We start from the raw sequence: 19,442 nt of genomic DNA on the forward strand, positions 1-19,442 counted from the left end.
GTGTTCCGGGTCAGTCCTCGGAGCCGGAGGACGAGCCCGGAGCCGGGCCGTCCTCGTCCTCGCCCCCGTCGTCCTCGCCGTCGGCCCTGCCGTCCTTGCGGCCGGTCCCCGGGTCCTCGTCCGCCGGGCGGGGCGTCTCCCGGCCCAGCGGGCCCTCGGGGGCCGTGCCCGGGAGGGGGCCGGTGCGCTTGGGGTGCGGGGGGCGGGTGCGGTCGGTGCCCTCGCGGAGGAAGGGGCCTTCGCCCTCGGCCGCGCGGCCCCCGTCGGTGGCGTGGCCGGGCGGGCCGCCGCCGTCGCGGCGGCGCAGGTACCGCTCGAACTCGCGGGCGATGGCCTCGCCGGACGCCTCGGGCAGCTCCGCGGTGTCCCGCGCCTCCTCCAGCGACTGGACGTACTCGGCGACCTCGCTGTCCTCGGCGGCCAGCTGGTCCACCCCCAGCTGCCAGGCCCGCGCGTCCTCCGCCAGGTCGCCCAGCGGGACGCGCAGGTCCAGCACGTCCTCCAGGCGGTTCAGCAGGGCGAGCGTCGCCTTCGGGTTGGGCGGCTGCGACACGTAGTGCGGGACCGCCGCCCACAGGCTCACCGCCGGGATGCCGGCGTGCGTGCACGCCTCCTGGAGGATGCCGACGATGCCGGTGGGGCCCTCGTAGCGGCTCTCCTCCAGGTTCATCGTGCGGGCCAGGTCCGGGTCGGAGGTGACGCCGCTGACCGGGACCGGGCGGGTGTGCGGGGTGTCGCCGAGCAGGGCGCCGAGGACGACGACCATCTCGACGCCGAGCTCGTGGGCGAAGCCCAGGATCTCGTTGCAGAACGAGCGCCAGCGCATGCTGGGCTCGATGCCGCGCACCAGCACCAGGTCGCGCGGCTTCTCGCCGCCGATCCGGATCACCGACAGCCGGGTCGTCGGCCAGGTCACCTTGCGGACCCCGCCGTCCATCCACACCGTGGGGCGGTTGACCTGGAAGTCGTAGTAGTCCTCGGCGTCCAGCGCCGCGAACACCTCGCCCTTCCACTCCTGCTCCAGGTGGGCGACCGCGGTGGAGGCGGCGTCGCCGGCGTCGTTCCAGCCTTCGAACGCGGCCACCATGACCGGGTCGACCAGCTCGGGTACCCCCTCGAGCTCGATCACCCAGTGCCTCCTTCCGACGTGCCCTCGCGTACCGCCCCAACCTTACGGCGTCCGCGGGGCCCTCCCGCAGCCCCCTTGTGGGGCCGCGACGCTCGGAAGACTGCCCCGGACCGGGGCCGCGCACTCCCCCCGTACGGGTCCGAACGCCCTGTCTCCTCAGCCCCGGAGCGTCGTCGGCGCCTCCCGGCGCACCGCCGGCGCGATCTCCTCGGCGAACCGCTCCAGCCGGGCCGGCTGCTCGGCGCGCTCCAGCCCGAACCCGTCGATCGACTGTCACCGACTGGAGGTCGTGGCCGTAGACGGCGTGTTAGCCGAGGAGCCTGTCGATGATCCGTTCGGGGGAGCGGGGGCTGGTGGCCGAGCCGTGCCAGACCCGGGGCGGGCCGGCGGAGGGGCGCGGCACCGTCGTCACGTCCTTCAGCGAGGTGCGGAACTCGCCAGTCCAGTCAAGGTGCTCCTCGCGCCACAGCCGCCGCGGCAGCTCGTACTTCTCCCCGCTGGAGGTCCCACTGCCGCTTCTCGTCCAGGCCGAGGAGGGCGAAGTGGGCGGCGTCCGCGCCCTACGGCGCGCTCGCCGCCCGCGTCCGCCGGCCGACCGGAGTCACGGTCCTCTCCGTGCTGGACCCGGTCCGGGGGTCGCCGAGGACTACGCCACCCTCGGGTGTTGCGGCGGTGTGGCGGGCGTACGAAGCGCCCGCCACACCGCCGTACGCCGGGTCAGCCGCGGCGGTCCGCCAGCAGCTTGGCCACGTCGTCGCGGACCTCGGGGGTGTCGAGCCCGCGCACGGTGAGCGTGGTGCGGCGGCGCAGCACGTCCTCGGCGGTCTCGGCCCACTCGCGGTCACGGGCGTAGACGATCTGCGCCCGGATCTCGGGGGCGTCCGGGTGGATGCGCTCGGCCAGCGAGGGGTCCTCGTTGGCGAGGCGGGCGATGTCGAAGGCGAGCGAGCCGTAGTGGGTCGCCAGGTGGCGGGCGGTGTCCGGGGCCATCCGCGGCCCGGGCGCGGGCCCGTCGACCAGCAGCCGGTGCGCGACCGCCTCCGGGTTGGCGATGCCCGGCAGCGGCATCCGGGGCAGGCTGCGCATCGGCGCCATGTCCTCGGTCAGCGGGCGGCCGGGGAGCTTGGACAGCTTGTCGATGACGGTGCGGCCGATGTGCCGGAAGGTGGTCCACTTGCCGCCGGCCACCGAGAGCATGCCGCCGGGGCCCTCGCTGACCACCGTCTCGCGCTTGGCCTTCGAGGTGTCGCCGGGGCCGCCGGGCAGTACCCGCAGACCGGCGAACGAGTAGGTGATGAGGTCCCGGGAGAGCTGCTGGTCGCGGACGGAGAAGGCGGCCTCGTCGAGGATCTGCGTGACGTCGCCGTCGGTGACCGACACCTCGCGCGGGTCGCCCTCGTACTCCTCGTCGGTGGTGCCGAGCAGGAGCATGTCCTCCCAGGGCAGGGCGAAGGTGATGCGGTACTTGTCGATCGGGGTGGCGAGCGCCGCCTTCCACGGGGAGGTGCGGCGCAGCACCAGGTGGGCGCCCTTGGAGAGGCGGACCGAGGGAGCGGCGGCCTTGTCCTCCATGGCGCGCAGGTGGTCGGTCCAGGGGCCGGTGGCGTTGAGGACGAGGCGGGCGTCGATGCCGAACTCGGTGCCGTCGAGGCGGTCGCGCAGTTCGGCGCCGGTGACCCGGCCGCGGGTGAAGCGCAACCCGGTGACCTCGGCGTGGTTGAGCACCTCGGTGCCCGCGTCGACGGCGGCGCGGACCGTCATCAGCGCCATCCGGGCGTCGTTCATCTGGTCGTCGCCGTAGACGGCGACCGCGCGCAGTCCGTCGGTGCGCAGCTCGGGCACGTCGCGGCGGGCCCGCTCGGGGCTGATCACGTGGCCGACGCCGTCGCCGAAGGCGGAGAGCGCGGAGTAGGCGAAGACGCCCGCGCCGAGCTTGGCGGCGCCGTGGGGGCCGCCCTTGTAGACGGGCAGGTAGAAGGTGAGCGGCCGGGCCAGGTGCGGGGCGACCTGCTTGGAGACGGCGCGCCGCTCGAAGTGGTTCTCCGCGACCAGCTTGACCGCGCCGGTCTGGAGGTAGCGCAGGCCGCCGTGGAGCAGCTTGGAGGAGGCCGACGAGGTGGCTCCGGCGAAGTCCCCCGCGTCGACCAGGGCGACCCGGAGGCCGGACTGCGCGGCGTGCCAGGCGGTGGAGATGCCCAGGATGCCGCCGCCGATCACCAGGAGGTCGTAGGTCGCCCGGGACAGCTGGTCCCGGGTCTCGGCCCGGCCCGGGTTGGGGCCGGCTGCCGGGTGCGTCCCGAGGGCCGGGACGCTGTGCGGGGTGGTCATGACGTGCTCCTCATCGGTGGGTCCGGGGGGCCGCCGTGCGGGGCGGCCCCCCGGGGTGGTGCGTCAGTTCTCTTCGTCGTCGAGCCAGTCGAAGGTGCGCTCGACGGCCTTGAGCCACTTGCGGTACTCGTGGTCGCGGACCTCGGGGTCCATGTCCGGGGTCCACTCGGCGGCCCGGCGCCAGTTGGCGCGCAGGGTGTCGGTGTCGGGCCAGAAGCCGACGGCGAGGCCGGCCGCGTAGGCGGCGCCCAGGCAGGTGGTCTCGGCCACCATGGGGCGGACCACCGGGGCGTCGACGAAGTTGGCCATGGTCTGCATCAGCAGGTTGTTGGAGGTCATGCCGCCGTCGACCTTGAGCGAGGTCAGCTCGACGCCGGAGTCCTTGGTCATGGCGTCGGTGATCTCACGGGTCTGCCAGGCGGTCGCCTCCAGCACGGCCCGGGCGATGTGCGCCTTGGTGACGTACCGGGTCAGCCCCGCGATGACACCGCGGGCGTCCGGGCGCCAGTACGGGGCGAAGAGCCCGGAGAAGGCGGGGACGAAGTAGGCGCCGCCGTTGTCCTCGACCGAGGAGGCCAGCGTCTCGATCTCGGCGGCGGAGTTGATCAGCCCCATCTGGTCGCGCATCCACTGGACGAGCGAGCCGGTGACGGCGATCGACCCCTCCAGGGCGTAGACCGGGTCCTGGTCGCCGATCCGGTAGCCGACGGTGGTCAGCAGCCCCGAGTAGGAGTTGATGATCTTCTCGCCGGTGTTCATCAGCATGAAGGTGCCGGTGCCGTACGTCGACTTGGCCTCACCCTCGGCGAAACAGGTCTGGCCGAAGAGGGCGGCCTGCTGGTCGCCGAGGGCCGAGGCGACCGGGATGCCGCCCAGCAGCTCGCCGAGGCGGCCGCCGGTGACCTCGCCGTAGACCTCGGCGGAGGAGCGGATCTCCGGCAGTACCTCGGTGGGGACGCCGATCGACGAGCAGATCCGCTCGTCCCACTCCATGGTGTGCAGGTTCATCAGCATGGTGCGCGAGGCGTTGGTGACGTCGGTGACGTGGACGCCGCCCTCGGTGCCGCCGGTGAGGTTCCAGATGACCCAGGAGTCCATGGTGCCGAAGAGGATGTCGCCGGCCTCGGCGCGCTCGCGCAGCCCCTCGACGTTGTCGAGCAGCCAGCGGGCCTTCGGCCCGGCGAAGTACGAGGCCAGCGGCAGGCCGGTCTCGCGCCGGAAGCGGTCCTTGCCGACGTTGCGGCCGAGGTCGCGGCAGAGGGCGTCGGTACGGGTGTCCTGCCAGACGATGGCGTTGTGCACGGGCTCGCCGGTGTGCCGGTCCCACAGCAGCGTCGTCTCGCGCTGGTTGGTGATGCCGATGGCCTTGATGTCCTCGCGGGTGATCCCGGCCTTGGTGACGGCGCCGGCGACCACCTCCTGGACGTTGGTCCAGATCTCGGCGGCGTCGTGCTCCACCCAGCCCGGCTTGGGGAAGATCTGCTCGTGTTCCTTCTGGTCCACGGCGACGATCCGGCCGTCCCGGTCGAAGATGATGCAGCGGCTCGACGTGGTCCCCTGGTCGATCGCGGCGATGAACGGGCCTGCGGTGTGTGCGTCGGTCACGGTGTGCTCCTGCTCAGCGAAGTGCGGTGCGGGTCGGTGCGGGCGGCCCGGGCGGTGTGCGGGCCGCCCGGGCCCGCCGGTCAGGCGAACGCCAGCTGGTAGATGCCGCCGGCGAGGGCGCCGCCGATCAGCGGCCCGGCCACCGGAATCCAGGCATACTCCCAGGCGGAGCCGCCCTTGTTCGGCAGCGGCAGCGCCGCGTGCACCAGGCGGGGGCCGAGGTCGCGGACCGGGTTGATCGCGTACCCCGTGGGGCCACCGAGGGAGAGGCCGATGCCGACCACGACCAGTGCGGTGATGAGCGCCCCGAGGACGCCGAGGCCGTTGCCCTCGTCGTTGAGCCCCTGGGTCAGGATCGCCAGCACCAGCACGATGGTGGCGATGATCTCGGTGCCGAGGTTCTGCGCGGTGTTGCGGATCTGCGCGGTGGTGGAGAAGACGCCGAGGACCGGGCCGGGCGCGTCCTTCGGGGCGGCGGCCGCCTCCGCGATCACGGCCTCGTCCTTGAGGTGCGCCTGGAAGTGGCCGTAGTACGCCACCCAGACCAGGGCGGCGCCGATCATCGCGCCGAGCAGCTGCGAGCCGAGGTAGAGGGGCACGTCCGACCAGGAGGTACCGCCCTCTATCGCCAGGCCTATGGTCACGGCCGGGTTGAGGTGGGCGCCGGAGACGCCCGAGGCGATGTAGGCGCCGGTGAGGACGGCGAAGCCCCAGCCGAAGGACACCACGAGCCAGCCGGCGTCCTTCGCCTTGGAGCCCTTGAGGGTGACGGCGGCACAGACGCCGACACCGAGCAGGATGAGTACGGCGGTACCGATCGTCTCGCCGATGAAGATGTGGGAGCTGGACACCCGCGACTCCTTCGTCCTTCGTCCAGATGGACACCGCGCGTGCCGCTCCGCCGGGTCCCGGCCGGCCGGACACGTCCACGGTGCGGGGGGCGTGTTCTGATCGGCCTACTCACACCGTAACGCGTGTTTGTCGTTAGGTGTTCGACAATGCCGACCGTGGAACGGCAGTGTTCCGCCCGCGTGCGCACTCAGTCAAGGTCCTGTGCCCGCAAAGCTCCCCACGATTCGAGGGCCGGAACCGCGTTCGCGGGCATCGGGTGTGACGTGCGCCTCGCCGGGCGCGTGACAAAAGCCCGGCCGGGGGCGAGAACGCCACGAATCGGCCGGGCGGTGAGGGGGCGACGGGCCGGCCGGGGTCAGAACCGCCCGGCGCCCAGATCCCGGGAGACGGCCCGGGCGCAGTCGCGGACCGCCGTCACCAGTTCGGTGCGCGGGGCGCCGTCCGGGCAGAGCCGCTCCACCGGGCCCGTCACGCCGACGGCGCCCACGGGCATCCGGCGCCGGTCGTGGACGGGGGCCGCCAGCGAGGCCACGCCCTCCCAGGTCTCCTCCAGGTCCAGCGCCCAGCCCCGGGCCCGGGTCAGGTCCAGCACCTCCTCGAAGGCCGCCGCCTCGGTCACGGTGCGGTCGGTGAGGGACTCCCGGTCGCGCTCCAGCACCTCGCTGTGGGCCACCGGGTCGAAGGCGGAGATCACCTTGCCGAGCGCCGTGGAGTGCAGCGGGTGCATCGCGCCCACCTCCAGGACCTGCCGCGAGTCGTCCGGCCGGAAGACGTGATGCACGATCAGGACGCCCTGCTGGTGCAGGACTCCGAGGTAGGCCGCCTCGCCGCTGGAGCGCGCGAGGTCGTCCGTCCAGACCAGCGCCCGGGCCCGCAGCTCGTGCACGTCCAGGTAGCTGTTGCCCAGGCGCAGCAGTTCGGCGCCGAGCTGGTAGCGGCCCGAGGCCGGTTCCTGCTCGACGAAACCCTCCGCCTGGAGGGTGCGCAGGATGCCGTGGGCCGTGCCCTTGGCGAGGCCGAGCGTCGAGGCGATGTCGGAGAGCCCGAGCCGCCGCTCACCCCCCGCCAGCAGCCGCAGCATCGCCGCGGCCCGCTCCAGCGACTGGATGTTCCGTGCCATCCGTGGTCCCTTCCTGAGGCCGTGTGCCGATGCGGCCATTCGACAATGCTGAACACTAGCGGCCTTGGCCGACCGTGAGCCAACGTGTGGACGCCTTCACCACGGTTGCCCCCGGCGATTTTCCGCCACGCCCCGACACGCCCGTCCCCGGCCCGTCCGCGCGGGCATCTTCACCCCGGTGCGCGCCCCGCTCCCCCAGGGCTCGAGGTCCGGACCCTGGACGTCCACCCCGGGAGGCGATCCCGGCGGCTACGCTGACCGCGTGCGCCTTCGGCACCGGAGGCGCAAAGCCGACAGCCGTCGCACTCAGGGAGCATTCTCATGGCCTCGTCGCCGACCCATCGGACCGCACTCTCCGCCGCCGCCCGCGCGGACGCCCTCCGCGAAGCACTGGCCACCCGGGTGGTGGTCGCGGACGGGGCGATGGGCACGATGCTCCAGGCGCAGGACCCGACCCTCGACGATTTCCAGCAGCTCGAAGGCTGCAACGAGATTCTCAACCTCACCCGGCCGGACATCGTGACCTCCGTCCACGACGCGTACTTCGCGGTGGGGGTCGACTGCGTCGAGACCAACACCTTCGGCGCCAACCACGCGGCGCTGGGGGAGTACGACATCCCCGAGCGGGTCTTCGAGCTCTCCGAGGCCGGAGCCCGGGTCGCCCGCGAGAGCGCCGACCGCTTCACCGCCGAGACGGGTCAGCAGCGCTGGGTGCTCGGCTCGATGGGCCCCGGCACCAAGCTGCCGACCCTGGGCCACGCCCCGTACGCCACCCTGCGCGACGCCTACCAGCGGAACGCCGAGGGAATGATCGCCGGCGGGGCCGACGCGCTGCTGGTCGAGACCACCCAGGACCTGCTCCAGACCAAGGCCTCGGTCATCGGTGCCCGCCGCGCCCTGGAGGCCACCGGCACCCACCTGCCCGTCATCGTCTCGGTCACGGTGGAGACCACCGGCACCATGCTGCTCGGTTCGGAGATCGGCGCGGCGCTCACCGCCCTGGAGCCCCTGGGCATCGACATGATCGGCCTGAACTGCGCGACCGGCCCCGCCGAGATGAGCGAGCACCTGCGCCACCTCGCCCGCCACGCGCGCGTCCCGATCTCCTGCATGCCCAACGCCGGTCTGCCGGTCCTCGGCAAGGACGGCGCGCACTACCCGCTGACCGCCTCCGAGCTGGCCGACGCCCAGGAGGGCTTCGTCCGCGAGTACGGCCTGTCCCTGGTCGGCGGCTGCTGCGGCACCACCCCCGAGCACCTGCGCCAGGTCGTGGAGCGCGTGCGCGGAGCCGTTCCCGGCGAGCGGGACCCGCGCCCCGAGCCGGGCGCAGCCTCGCTCTACCAGACGGTGCCGTTCCGCCAGGACACCTCGTACCTGGCGATCGGCGAGCGGACCAACGCCAACGGCTCCAAGAAGTTCCGCACCGCGATGCTGGAGGGCCGCTGGGACGACTGCGTGGAGATGGCGCGCGAGCAGATCCGCGAGGGCGCCCACCTGCTCGACCTCTGCGTCGACTACGTGGGCCGCGACGGCGTCGCCGACATGGCGGAGCTGGCCGGGCGGTTCGCCACCGCCTCCACGCTGCCGCTGGTCCTGGACTCCACCGAGGTCGACGTGCTCCGCGCCGGGCTGGAGAAGCTGGGCGGACGCGCCGTCATCAACTCCGTCAACTACGAGGACGGGGACGGCCCCGACTCCCGGTTCGCCAAGGTCACCGCGCTGGCCCAGGAGCACGGCGCGGCCCTGATGGCGCTGACCATCGACGAGGAGGGCCAGGCCCGCACCACCGAGCACAAGGTGGCCGTGGCCGAGCGGCTGATCGAGGACCTGACCGGCAACTGGGGCATCCAGGAGTCGGACATCCTCATCGACACCCTGACCTTCACCATCTGCACCGGTCAGGAGGAGTCCCGCAAGGACGGCGTGCACACCATCGAGGCGATCCGCGAGCTGAAGCGCCGCCATCCCGACGTGCAGACCACGCTGGGCCTCTCCAACATCTCCTTCGGCCTCAACCCGGCCGCCCGCATCGTCCTGAACTCCGTCTTCCTGGACGAGTGCGTCAAGGCCGGGCTCGACTCGGCGATCGTGCACGCCTCCAAGATCCTGCCGATCGCCCGGCTGGAGGAGGAGCACGTCAAGGTCGCCCTCGACCTCATCCACGACCGCCGCGCCGAGGGGTACGACCCGCTCCAGAAGTTCCTGGAGCTCTTCGAGGGCGTCGACACCAGGTCGATGAAGGCCGGCAAGGCCGAGGAACTCCTCGCCCTCCCGCTGGACGAGCGGCTCAAGCGCCGCATCATCGACGGTGAGAAGAACGGCCTGCACGAGGACCTGGACGAGGCGCTGACCGAGCGGCCCGCCCTGGACATCGTCAACGACACCCTGCTGGACGGCATGAAGGTGGTCGGCGAGCTCTTCGGCTCCGGCCAGATGCAGCTGCCCTTCGTCCTGCAGTCCGCCGAGGTCATGAAGGACGCGGTGGCCCACCTGGAACCGCACATGGAGAAGACCGAGGGCGACGAGGAGGGCAAGGGCACCATCGTGCTCGCCACCGTCCGCGGCGACGTCCACGACATCGGCAAGAACCTCGTCGACATCATCCTCTCCAACAACGGTTACAACGTCGTCAACCTCGGCATCAAGCAGCCCGTCTCCGCCATCCTGGAGGCGGCCGAGGAGCACCGCGCCGACGTCATCGGCATGTCCGGACTCCTCGTCAAGTCCACGGTGATCATGAAGGAGAACCTGGAGGAGCTGAACCAGCGCGGCCTGGCCTCCGGCTACCCCGTCATCCTCGGCGGCGCCGCCCTCACCCGCGCCTACGTCGAGCAGGACCTCCACGAGATCTACGAGGGAGAGGTCCGCTACGCCCGCGACGCCTTCGAGGGCCTGCGCCTGATGGACGCCCTCATCGCCGTCAAGCGCGGCGTCCCCGGCGCCACCCTCCCCGAGCTGAAGCAGCGCAGGGTGCGGGCCACCGCCTCCGCCACGGTGACCGAGGAGCGCGAGGAGGGCCCGGTCCGCTCCGAGACCGCCACCGACAACCCCGTCCCCACCCCGCCCTTCTGGGGCACCCGCGTCGCCAAGGGCATCCCGCTCAAGGACTACGCCTCCTGGCTCGACGAGGGCGCCCTCTTCAAGGGCCAGTGGGGCCTGAAGCAGAACCGCGCCGGCGACGGCCCCAGCTACGAGGAACTGGTCGAGACCGAGGGCCGCCCCCGGCTGCGCGGCTGGCTGGACGAGCTGCACACCAGGAACCTGCTCGAAGCCGCCGTCATCCACGGCTACTTCCCCTGCGTCAGCAAGGGCGACGACCTCATCGTGCTGGACGACGCGGGCAACGAGCGGACCCGCTTCAGCTTCCCCCGCCAGCGCCGGGGCAAGCGGCTCTGCCTCGCCGACTTCTTCCGCCCGGAGGAGTCCGGCGAGACCGATGTGGTCGGCTTCCAGGTCGTCACCGTCGGCTCCCGCATCGGCGAGGCCACCGCCGAGCTGTTCGCCGCCAACTCCTACCGCGACTACCTCGAACTCCACGGCCTGTCCGTGCAGCTCGCCGAGGCCCTCGCCGAGTACTGGCACGCCCGCGTCCGCGCCGAGCTGGGCTTCGGCGGGGAGGACCCGGTGGACGTCGAGTCCATGTTCGCCCTGAAGTACCGCGGCGCCCGCTTCTCGCTCGGCTACGGTGCCTGCCCGAACCTGGAGGACCGCGCCAAGATCGCCGACCTGCTCCGGCCCGAGCGGATCGGCGTGCACCTCTCGGAGGAGTTCCAGCTCCACCCCGAGCAGTCCACCGACGCGATCGTCATCCACCACCCCGAGGCCAAGTACTTCAACGCGCGCTGAGCCCTTCTCCGGCGCACCGGTGCGGCCCCGTCCTGAGGCGGCGGGGCGCTCGGAGCCGTACACTGGTCGGCCCTGTCCAGGCCGGGTGGGAGCCGCCCGCCGCGACGCCTCCGGGCGCCCGGCGGACGGCCCGCACCCGGCCTTCGAGTCCCCTAGGAGGTACGCAGGTGACCAGTACGGTTCCCCGCAGCGGTACCCGTTCGGCCGAAGGCTCCACGTTGCAGGCCGTCCTCCTGGACATGGACGGCACCCTCGTCGACACCGAGGGCTTCTGGTGGGAGGCCGAGGTCGAGGTCTTCGCCTCCCTCGGGCACCGGCTGGAGGAGTCCTGGCGCCACGTCGTGGTCGGCGGGCCGATGAGCCGCAGCGCCGGCTTCCTCATCGACGCCACCGGCGCCGACATCACCCTGGAGGAGGTCAGCCTGCTGCTCAACGACCGTTTCGAGCGCCGGCTCGGCTCCACCCTGCCGCTCATGCCGGGAGCCGCCCGCCTGCTGAAGGCGCTGGCCCACCACGGCATCCCGGCCGCCCTGGTCTCCGCCTCGCACCGGCGCATCATCGACCGGGTCCTCACCTCGCTGGGCCACGAGCACTTCGCGCTCACCGTCGCCGGGGACGAGGTCGAGCGGACCAAGCCGCACCCCGACCCGTACCTGCTCGCCGCGCGCGGGCTGGGCGTCGACCCGGCCCGCTGCGCCGTGGTGGAGGACACCGAGACCGGCGTCACGGCGGGGGAGGCGGCGGGCTGTCAGGTCATCGCCGTGCCCTCGGTCGCGCCCGTGCGGGCCATGCCCGGCCGGCGGATCGTCACCACCCTCGAAGAGATCGACATGCCCTTTCTGCACGGCATGATGACGGGAATCCACTGACCGGAAACCGCCGTCCGCGGAAATGCCCGACCGCCCGAGAAAGGGGCTCCGGCGTGAATTCCCCGGCCGGAAAGGCGAATTCCCGCCGGTGTCCGCAAGGCGGTCACGCTCCGTATCCCTACCGGTGAGGACGGGTACCCGCCCGGCGCCCGCACGGGCGCCGGGCGTGCCCGATCTCACCCGGTTCAGGTGACCTTTCTCACGCGTGTCGCTCTCGACGCCGTGGAGAACCTGTGTGGACGTCCGTTTTCTTCCCGGCCGCGTGGTGCCCATGTGTCCCGATTGGTGGACCCGTGCGGAAAAGCTTCCCCGCGGCGGGAATTCGGTGCGTCCGCACCCGGTTCCGCAGCGTGATTGTCCCCAACTCCGGCCGCATTCTGAGGTACTGGCACAAGCGGTCTAATGTCGTCGCGAGAACATCGCCATACCCCCTCGCGCCGCCCCGGCCCCACCCCTCAGCCGCGGGCAGACGTGAGATCGACTGCTGTGGAGAACTGCGCGCATGAACCGCAAGACATTGGTGCTGCCGGCCGTCGTCGGCCTGCTCGCCCCCGTACTCGCCGCCTGCGGCGGATCGGACGGCGCGGACCAGGGCGGCGACGCCATCGTCGTCGGCACCACCGACCGGTTCGCCGCCTCCCAGGACGCCCCGGCCCCCCTCGACCCGGCCTCCGCCTACGACGCCGGTGCCTGGAACGTGCTCCGCCAGACCATCCAGACCCTGGTGACCCTGCCCCGCGGCGGTGGCGAGCCGGTGCCCGAGGCGGCCGAGACCTGCTCCTTCACCGACGCCGGGAACGAGCGGTACAGCTGCAAGCTCCGCGAGGGCCTGACCTTCTCCAACGGGGACGAGCTGAACGCCGAGGACGTCAAGTACTCGATCGACCGCACGCTGCGCATCAAGGACAGCAACGGCCCGGTCGGCCTGCTGGCCAACATCGACACCGTCGAGACCCGGGGCGAGCGCGAGGTCGTCTTCCACCTCCACAGCCCCGACGCGACCTTCCCCTACAAGCTCGCCACCCCCGCCGCCGGCATCGTCAACGAGGCCGACTACCCGGCCGACAAGGTCCGCAAGGGCTTCGACGTCTCCGGCTCGGGCCCGTACAGCGTGCAGACCGAGGTCGAGGACAACCAGGTCGTCAAGCTCAACTTCAGTGCCAACTCCGAGTACAAAGGCAGCCTGAAGCTGAAGAACGAGAAGGTCGTGATGCGCTCCTTCGCCGACCCCGACACCATGGGGAAGGCGCTGGAGAGCGGCGAGGTCGACCTGATGACCCGCACGATCTCGCCGCAGCAGATCAAGAAGTACACCGGCGACCAGGTCGAGAAGATCCGTCTCGTCGAGATGCCCGGCCTGGAGATCCGCTACCTGGGCTTCAACACCGACGACCCCAAGGCCGACAAGGCGATACGCCAGGCCATGGGCTACCTCATCGACCGCGGCACCCTCACCTCGAAGGTCTACGGCACCGCGGCCGAGCCGCTGTACTCGCTGGTGCCCACCACCATCACCGGGCACACCAACTCGTTCTTCAACCAGTACGGCGAGCAGCCCGACCCGGCGAAGGCCAAGGCCGCGCTCCAGCAGGCGGGCATCGACACCCCCGTCGAGCTGACGCTGAACTACACCACGGACCACTACGGCCAGGGCACCGAGGCCGAGTTCAAGGAGATCAGCCGCCAGCTCGACGCGAGCGGCCTCTTCAAGACCGACGTCAAGGGCACCGGCTGGGACAAGTACCGTGCCGCGCAGGTCAAGGGCGACTACCCGGTCTTCGGGATGGGCTGGTTCCCCGACTTCCCGGACGCCGACAACTTCCTCGCGCCCTTCCTCGACAAGGACAACTTCCTGTCCTCGCCGTACAACAACAAGAACATCCAGAACAAGCTGATCCCCGCCTCGCGCCGGGAGGCCGACCGCTCCGCGGCCGCCGACCCGATCAAGCAGATGCAGGACATCGTCGCCCAGGACGTCCCGGTCCTCCCGCTCTGGCAGGGCAAGCAGTACGTCGCCGCCCGCGACGACATCACCGGCGTCGAGTGGGCCCTCGACTCCTCCTCCAACATCCAGCTCTGGGAGCTGGACCGCGGCGTCAGCAGCTGACCGGCGCCCCCCCGCACGACGGCGGCCGCCCGACCCCTTCAGGGGGCGGGCGGCCGCCGTCGTACCGGGCGCGGAAGCGGCTACTGCCCGGACGCGCCCGGCCGCACCAGACCGCTCTCGTAGGCGTAGACCGCCGCCTGGACGCGGTCGCGCAGCCCCAGTTTGTTCAGCACGTGCCCCACATGGGTCTTGACCGTCGTCTCGCTGACGAACAGGTCCGCCGCGATCTCCGCGTTGGACAGCCCCCGCGCCACCAGCTTCAGCACCTCCACCTCCCGGTCGGTGAGGGTGTGCAGCGTGTCCGGCACCGGCTCCTCGCCCGAGGGCAGGTGTTCGGCGTACTTGTCGAGCAGACGGCGCGTCACACTCGGGGCCAGCATCGCCTCACCCGAGGCCACCACGCGGATCGCCTGCACCAGTTCGTGCGCGGGCGCGTCCTTCAGCAGGAAGCCGCTGGCCCCCGCCCGCAGCGCCTCCACCACGTACTCGTCGAGGTCGAAGGTGGTCAGCACCAGCACCTTGGCCGGCCCGTCCCGCTCCGGCCCGGTGATCTGCCGGGTCGCCTCCACCCCGTCCATCCGGGGCATCCGGATGTCCATCAGCACCACGTCGGGCTGGAGCGCCCGTACCTGGTCGAGGGCCTGGAGCCCGTCACCGGCCTCCCCGACGACCGCGACATCCTGCTCGGCCTCCAGAATCATCCGGAATCCGGTGCGCAGCAGTGGCTGGTCGTCCACCAGCAGGACGCGAATGGCCACGTGATCTCCCCTTCGGCTAGGACGGGCTCATTCTGCCCTGCTCGGGCTCGCGCGACCCGGGCAGGTGCACCTGCAAGGGATACGGCGGGGGAGTCCCGCCGAATTCCGGACAGACCGCCTGGTGGTCGCACCAGCCGCACAGCTTCGACGGCCTCGGGCGCCAGTCGCCCGTCCTGGTCGCCTCCTGGATCGCCTCCCAGAGCGCCAGCAGCTTGCGCTCCACCCGCTCCAGGTCCGCCATCACCGGGTCGTAGGTCCGCACCTCGCCGCTGCCCAGGTAGACCAGTTGCAGCCGGCGGGGCAGCACGCCCTTCAGCCGCCACACCACCAGCGCGTAGAAGGTCATCTGGAAGAGCGCGCCCTCGGCGTACTGCGGGCGCGGGGCCTTGCCCGTCTTGTAGTCCACGATGCGCACCTCGCCGGTGGGCGCCACGTCGACCCGGTCGATGATGCCGCGCAGCCGCAGCCCCGACTCCAGCTCCGCCTCGACGAACAGCTCCCGCTCGGCCGGCTCCAGCCGCGTCGGGTCCTCCAGCGTGAACCACCGCTCGACCAGCCGCTCCGCCTCACCGAGCCACCGCTCCAGCCGCTCGCCGGGGGTTCCCTCGCCCTCCTCGCCGGAGAACAGCTCCGCCAGCTCGGGCCGCTCGGCCAGCAGCCGCTCCCACTCGCCCGGCAGCAGCCCCCTGGCGCGCGGCGCCGTCCGCTCGGCGGCCGGGGCGTCGAAGAGCCGCTCCAGCACCGCGTGGACCAGCGTGCCCCGGGTCGCCGCGGGACTGGGCTTCTCCGGCAGCCGGTCGATCACCCGGAAGCGGTACAGCAGCGGGCACTGCATGAAGTCACTCGCCCGCGAGGGCGACAGCGACACCGGCGGCCTGCGCCGCTCGCCGGGCGCCGCCCCGGCCGCCGGTTCGGCCTGCTCCGCGCCGGTCACCGGCGGCTCGGCACCCGTCCCGCCCGCCGTGCCCACCGGTTCCGCGTCCGTCCTCGTCTCCATGACCCCGACCCTACGGCCCCGGGCCGACGGCGCGGACCCGCCGGGGACCGCCGCGAGCGGGGAGAGCCGCAGCCCACGGCCGCCTGCCCTCCGCTTACCATCGACGCCAGACCCTCCCGCCCTGCATGATCGGCACCATCCGGCCGTCGTCCAGGGGACACCGGGAGAGACGGAACGCACAAGGGGACTGAGGGATCACCGTGGACGAAAGCGGCGGCCAGAAGCGCCGGCCCGAAGGCGACGGCCGCCCCGGCGCCCCCGGACCCGGCAAGGCGCCCGAACGGCCCCGCGAACCGGGCGGCGGCCTGCTCATGGGCCGCTTCTTCGGCGTACCGATCTACGTCGCCCCCAGCTGGTTCCTGGTCGCCGCCCTCATCACCTGGGTCTTCGGCGGCCAGCTCGACCGGGTCCTGCCCGAACTGGGCGGCGCCCGCTACCTGGTCTCCCTCTTCTTCGCCGTCGCCTTCTACGCCTCGGTCCTCGTCCACGAACTGGCCCACACCGTCGTCGCCCTGCGCCAGAAGCTGCCGGTGCGCCGCATCCAGCTCCAGTTCTTCGGCGGCGTCTCCGAGATCGAGAAGGAGAGCGAGACCCCCGGCCGGGAGTTCCTCCTCGCCTTCGTCGGCCCGCTGCTCTCCCTCGTCCTCGGCGGCGCCTTCTACCTCGCCCTGGACCTGGTCGAGCCCGGCACCGTCCCCGGCGTCCTGATCGCCGGCCTCACCATCTCCAACCTCCTGGTCGCCGTCTTCAACCTGCTGCCCGGCCTGCCGCTCGACGGCGGCCGGATGCTGCGCGCCGTCGTCTGGAAGCTCACCGGCAAGCCGATGAGCGGCACCGTCGCCGCCGCCTGGGTCGGCCGGGTGCTCGCCGTCGCCGTCCTCATCGGCCTGCCGCTGCTCACCCACACCGGCACCCTCGGCGGCGCCGGCCAGGAGGTCGACGGCATGGACACGGTGATGGACGCGCTCCTCGCCGCCATCCTCGCCGCCATCATCTGGACCGGCGCCGGCAACAGCCTGCGCGTCGCCCGCCTCCGCGAGCACCTGCCCGACCTGCGCGCCCGCGCACTGACCCGCCGCGCCGTCCCCGTCGAGGAGGCCACCCCGCTCTCCGAGGCGCTGCGCCGGGCCAACGAGGCCGGCGCCCGCGCCCTGGTCGTCGTCGACCCGCACGGCGACCCCGTCTCCCTGGTCCGTGAGGCCGCCATCGTCGGTGTCCCCGAGCACCGCAGGCCCTGGGTGGCGGTCGGCGGCCTCGCCCAGGAGATCACCGAGGGCACCCGGGTCGCGGCCGAGCTGGCCGGCGAGGAACTGCTGGAACGACTCCGCGCCCACCCCGCCAGCGAGTACCTGGTGGTCGAGGAGGACGGCGCCGTCTACGGCGTGCTGGCCGCCTCCGACGTCGAGCGCGCCTTCGTCAAGGCGATGGCCCGGCCCGGCAGCTGACCCCGCCGGCCGGCCCCCGGGGGCGTGGTCGGGGGCCCCGCCCCACGCCCGGTAGGCTGGTCACATGTCCGAACCGACCGGTGCCGCCCGCCGTCGCGGGCCCTTCGAAGTCGGGGACCAGGTCCAGCTCACCGACCCCAAGGGACGCCACTACACCTTCACGCTCGAAGCAGGGAAGAACTTCCACACCCACAAGGGTTCCTTCCCCCACGACGAGCTGATCGGTGCTCCCGAGGGCAGCGTTGTCCGCACCACGGGAAACGTCGCCTACCTCGCTCTGCGCCCCCTGCTCCCCGATTACGTCCTGTCCATGCCCCGCGGCGCCGCCGTGGTCTACCCGAAGGACGCGGGCCAGATCCTCGCCTTCGCCGACATCTTCGCCGGCGCCCGCGTCGTCGAGGCCGGTGTCGGCTCCGGCTCCCTCAGCAGCTTCCTGCTGCGCGCCGTCGGCGACCAGGGCATGCTCCACAGCTACGAGCGCCGCGCCGACTTCGCCGACATCGCCCGGCAGAACGTCGAGCGGTACTTCGGCGGACCCCACCCCGCGTGGCAGCTCACGGTGGGCGACCTCCAGGACAACCTCTCCGACACCGAGGTCGACCGGGTCATCCTCGACATGCTCGCCCCCTGGGAGTGCCTGGACGTCGTCTCCAAGGCCCTGGTCCCCGGCGGCATCCTCTGCTGCTACGTGGCGACCACGACCCAGCTGGCCCGCACCGTCGAGTCCATCCGGGAGATCGGCTGCTTCAACGAGCCGACCGCCTGGGAGTCGATGATCCGCAACTGGCACATCGAGGGCCTCGCCGTCCGCCCGGACCACCGGATGATCGGCCACACCGGCTTCCTCCTCACCGCCCGCCGCCTCGCCGACGGGGTCGAGCCCCCCATGCGCAGGCGCCGCCCCGCCAAGGGCGCCTACGGCGAGGACTACTCCGGTCCCAACGCCGACGGCGGCACCCCGCGCTGACCCGCCGCACCACCCCGTACGCCGCCGCCCGGTACGCACCCCGCGTACCGGGCGGCGGCGTCACGCGTACGGGTGGTCCCGGCGCCTCACCCGGACGGCCCCCTCCGCCCTCCCGACGGGGCGTCACCCGGACGGCCCCGCCGCACCCGTCCTGACCCCGCCGTTCCCAGGCCGTGTGACGTGTGGCACCATGCCGACAACCCCACCGGCACAGCCCTCACGGGAGATCCTCCTAGTGCAGCACCCCGCCGTCCCGGAACTGGCCCACACGCGCGCCCGGCCCCTCCACTGGGTCGCCACGGCCGCCGCCGTCTCCGCCGTCGTCGCACTGACCGGCCTCCTCCAGCCCGGACCGGCCACCGCGCAGCCCGCGGCCCAGGCCGCGCCCGCCGACCCCGGCCCCGCGAAGGAGTCCCGCCCCGCGCCCCCGCCGGCCGCCCCGGGCACGGAGGGCGCCGACTTCCCCCTCGACTGCGGTCCCGCCGACGCGGTCGTCCAGGACGAGGCCGAGGGCGACCTCGACGGCGACCGCGCCCCCGAGACCGTCGCGGTCGTGCACTGCGACGCCGGCTCGGGAACCCCGCCGCGCGCCGTCTACGTCCTCACCGCCGGCCAGGACCCGAAGGCGCCGCCCCGCGTCGTCGCCACCCTCCTCGACCCGCTCGAACAGCGGAGCATAGACAACTTCGCCGTCCGCGACGGCGTGGTCCGCGCGACCCTGCTCGGCTACTCCTCGGTGGACATACCCCGGTGCTGCCCCGACACCGAGGAGAACGTCACCTGGCGGTGGAGCGGCAAGGCGTTCCTCCGCTCCGACCCCGCGCGGTCGGCCGGCGCCTGACCCCGCCGCACCACGCGAAGGGCCCGCCCCCACCAGCCGGTGGAAGCGGGCCCGTTCCCGTACCGGGACCGTCCGGCTACGACGCCTCGGGTCCGTAGACCTCCACCCGGTCGGCGACCCGGCGGACGTGGATGCAGTCGCCCGGGCACTCCTTGGCCGAGTCGGCCACGTCGCGCAGCAGCGGCAGCGGTACCGGGGTGGTCGCCCCGGGCTGCTGGAGCAGTTCGTCGTCGGCGCTCTTCACGTACGCCAGGCCGTCGATGTCCAGCTCGAACACCTCGGGCGCGTACTGCACACAGATGCCGTCACCGGTACAAAGGTCCTGGTCGATCCAGACCTCCAGCGCCTCGCCCGCGCCGGGCCCGGCCTCCTCCTGCACCGTCATCTCTCCTGCCGTTTCCCGGCGCCGGACCCGTCCCGGCCGGGACAGGTCGAAGGGGCGCCGACGGGTGTTGAACAACCCGACGATACAACCGGCGGCTTTCCCCGGCCCGAGGGTGGGTATGGCCTTGACGTGAGGGAGAGCGCAAGGGTGAAGATCGGACACACCCCGAGGTCTTTGTGATCTAGGGGTTTCA

The 19,442-nt window shown here is 72.4% G+C and carries 14 protein-coding genes and 1 pseudogene; 6 read left to right on the forward strand and 9 right to left on the reverse strand.

Going from position 1 to position 19,442, the window contains the following annotated elements; translation table 11 throughout:
• Positions 1-10 precede the first annotated feature (10 nt).
• From OIM89_RS25610 to OIM89_RS25635, 6 genes and pseudogenes are all read right to left on the reverse strand, one after another.
• The gene (locus OIM89_RS25610) at positions 11-1,129 is read right to left on the reverse strand and encodes a PAC2 family protein (protein ID WP_078858195.1); all 1,119 of its coding nucleotides are present in this window, start codon (positions 1,127-1,129) and stop codon (positions 11-13) included.
• A gap of 156 nt (positions 1,130-1,285) precedes the next feature.
• Positions 1,286-1,689: pseudogene (locus OIM89_RS25615) on the reverse strand (LLM class flavin-dependent oxidoreductase); the annotation flags it as partial.
• A 157-nt stretch (positions 1,690-1,846) separates the two neighbouring features.
• Positions 1,847-3,457 (reverse strand): glycerol-3-phosphate dehydrogenase/oxidase, encoded by a 1,611-nt coding sequence (locus OIM89_RS25620; protein WP_195731216.1) that lies wholly within the window; start codon positions 3,455-3,457, stop codon positions 1,847-1,849.
• 63 nt (positions 3,458-3,520) lie between these two features.
• On the reverse strand, positions 3,521-5,062 hold the full coding sequence (gene glpK / locus OIM89_RS25625; protein WP_030696520.1) for a glycerol kinase GlpK: 1,542 nt from the start codon (positions 5,060-5,062) through the stop codon (positions 3,521-3,523).
• 80 nt (positions 5,063-5,142) lie between these two features.
• Complete coding sequence (locus OIM89_RS25630; RefSeq protein WP_047470019.1) at positions 5,143-5,913, reverse strand: MIP/aquaporin family protein; 771 nt, start codon at positions 5,911-5,913, stop codon at positions 5,143-5,145.
• Positions 5,914-6,269: 356 nt separating this feature from the next.
• Positions 6,270-7,034, reverse strand: a complete 765-nt coding sequence (locus OIM89_RS25635) for an IclR family transcriptional regulator (RefSeq protein ID WP_030696518.1) — start codon at positions 7,032-7,034, stop codon at positions 6,270-6,272.
• A 321-nt stretch (positions 7,035-7,355) separates the two neighbouring features.
• Between OIM89_RS25635 and metH the strand changes: the two genes are divergently transcribed.
• The 3 genes from metH (at position 7,356) to OIM89_RS25650 (ending at position 13,856) form a co-directional block, all read left to right on the forward strand.
• On the forward strand, positions 7,356-10,880 hold the full coding sequence (gene metH, locus OIM89_RS25640; protein ID WP_264491650.1) for a methionine synthase: 3,525 nt from the start codon (positions 7,356-7,358) through the stop codon (positions 10,878-10,880).
• 167 nt (positions 10,881-11,047) lie between these two features.
• Entirely contained in the window at positions 11,048-11,749 is a 702-nt protein-coding gene (locus tag OIM89_RS25645; protein ID WP_238469915.1) for an HAD family hydrolase, read from the forward strand.
• A gap of 502 nt (positions 11,750-12,251) precedes the next feature.
• A complete protein-coding gene (locus OIM89_RS25650; protein WP_030696515.1) occupies positions 12,252-13,856 on the forward strand; it encodes an ABC transporter substrate-binding protein in 1,605 nt (534 codons plus the stop codon).
• Positions 13,857-13,936: 80 nt separating this feature from the next.
• Here the strand turns inward: OIM89_RS25650 and OIM89_RS25655 are convergent, their stop codons facing one another.
• Together OIM89_RS25655 and OIM89_RS25660 are read right to left on the reverse strand one after the other, a co-directional pair.
• Positions 13,937-14,614: a response regulator gene (locus OIM89_RS25655; protein ID WP_030696514.1), complete on the reverse strand. Its 678-nt coding sequence runs from the start codon at positions 14,612-14,614 to the stop codon at positions 13,937-13,939.
• Between the two features lie 16 nt (positions 14,615-14,630).
• Positions 14,631-15,611, reverse strand: a complete 981-nt coding sequence (locus tag OIM89_RS25660; RefSeq protein WP_107049078.1) for a RecB family exonuclease — start codon at positions 15,609-15,611, stop codon at positions 14,631-14,633.
• A gap of 200 nt (positions 15,612-15,811) precedes the next feature.
• Here OIM89_RS25660 and OIM89_RS25665 point away from each other — a divergent pair, with 200 nt between their 5' ends.
• The 3 genes from OIM89_RS25665 to OIM89_RS25675 all read left to right on the forward strand — a co-directional run bounded on the left by OIM89_RS25665 (position 15,812) and on the right by OIM89_RS25675 (position 18,864).
• On the forward strand, positions 15,812-17,056 hold the full coding sequence (locus OIM89_RS25665; RefSeq protein ID WP_047470025.1) for a site-2 protease family protein: 1,245 nt from the start codon (positions 15,812-15,814) through the stop codon (positions 17,054-17,056).
• A 64-nt stretch (positions 17,057-17,120) separates the two neighbouring features.
• On the forward strand, positions 17,121-18,023 hold the full coding sequence (locus OIM89_RS25670; RefSeq protein WP_151169972.1) for a tRNA (adenine-N1)-methyltransferase: 903 nt from the start codon (positions 17,121-17,123) through the stop codon (positions 18,021-18,023).
• A gap of 235 nt (positions 18,024-18,258) precedes the next feature.
• Positions 18,259-18,864, forward strand: a complete 606-nt coding sequence (locus OIM89_RS25675; protein ID WP_030696511.1) for a hypothetical protein — start codon at positions 18,259-18,261, stop codon at positions 18,862-18,864.
• Between the two features lie 76 nt (positions 18,865-18,940).
• Here the strand turns inward: OIM89_RS25675 and OIM89_RS25680 are convergent, their stop codons facing one another.
• Positions 18,941-19,249 (reverse strand): ferredoxin, encoded by a 309-nt coding sequence (locus OIM89_RS25680; protein WP_010636670.1) that lies wholly within the window; start codon positions 19,247-19,249, stop codon positions 18,941-18,943.
• Between the last annotated feature and the right edge of the window lie 193 nt (positions 19,250-19,442).

It is taken from the genome of Streptomyces sp. BI87 (genome assembly GCF_025957665.1).
GTDB classification, from domain to species: Bacteria; Actinomycetota; Actinomycetes; order Streptomycetales; family Streptomycetaceae; genus Streptomyces; species Streptomyces albidoflavus.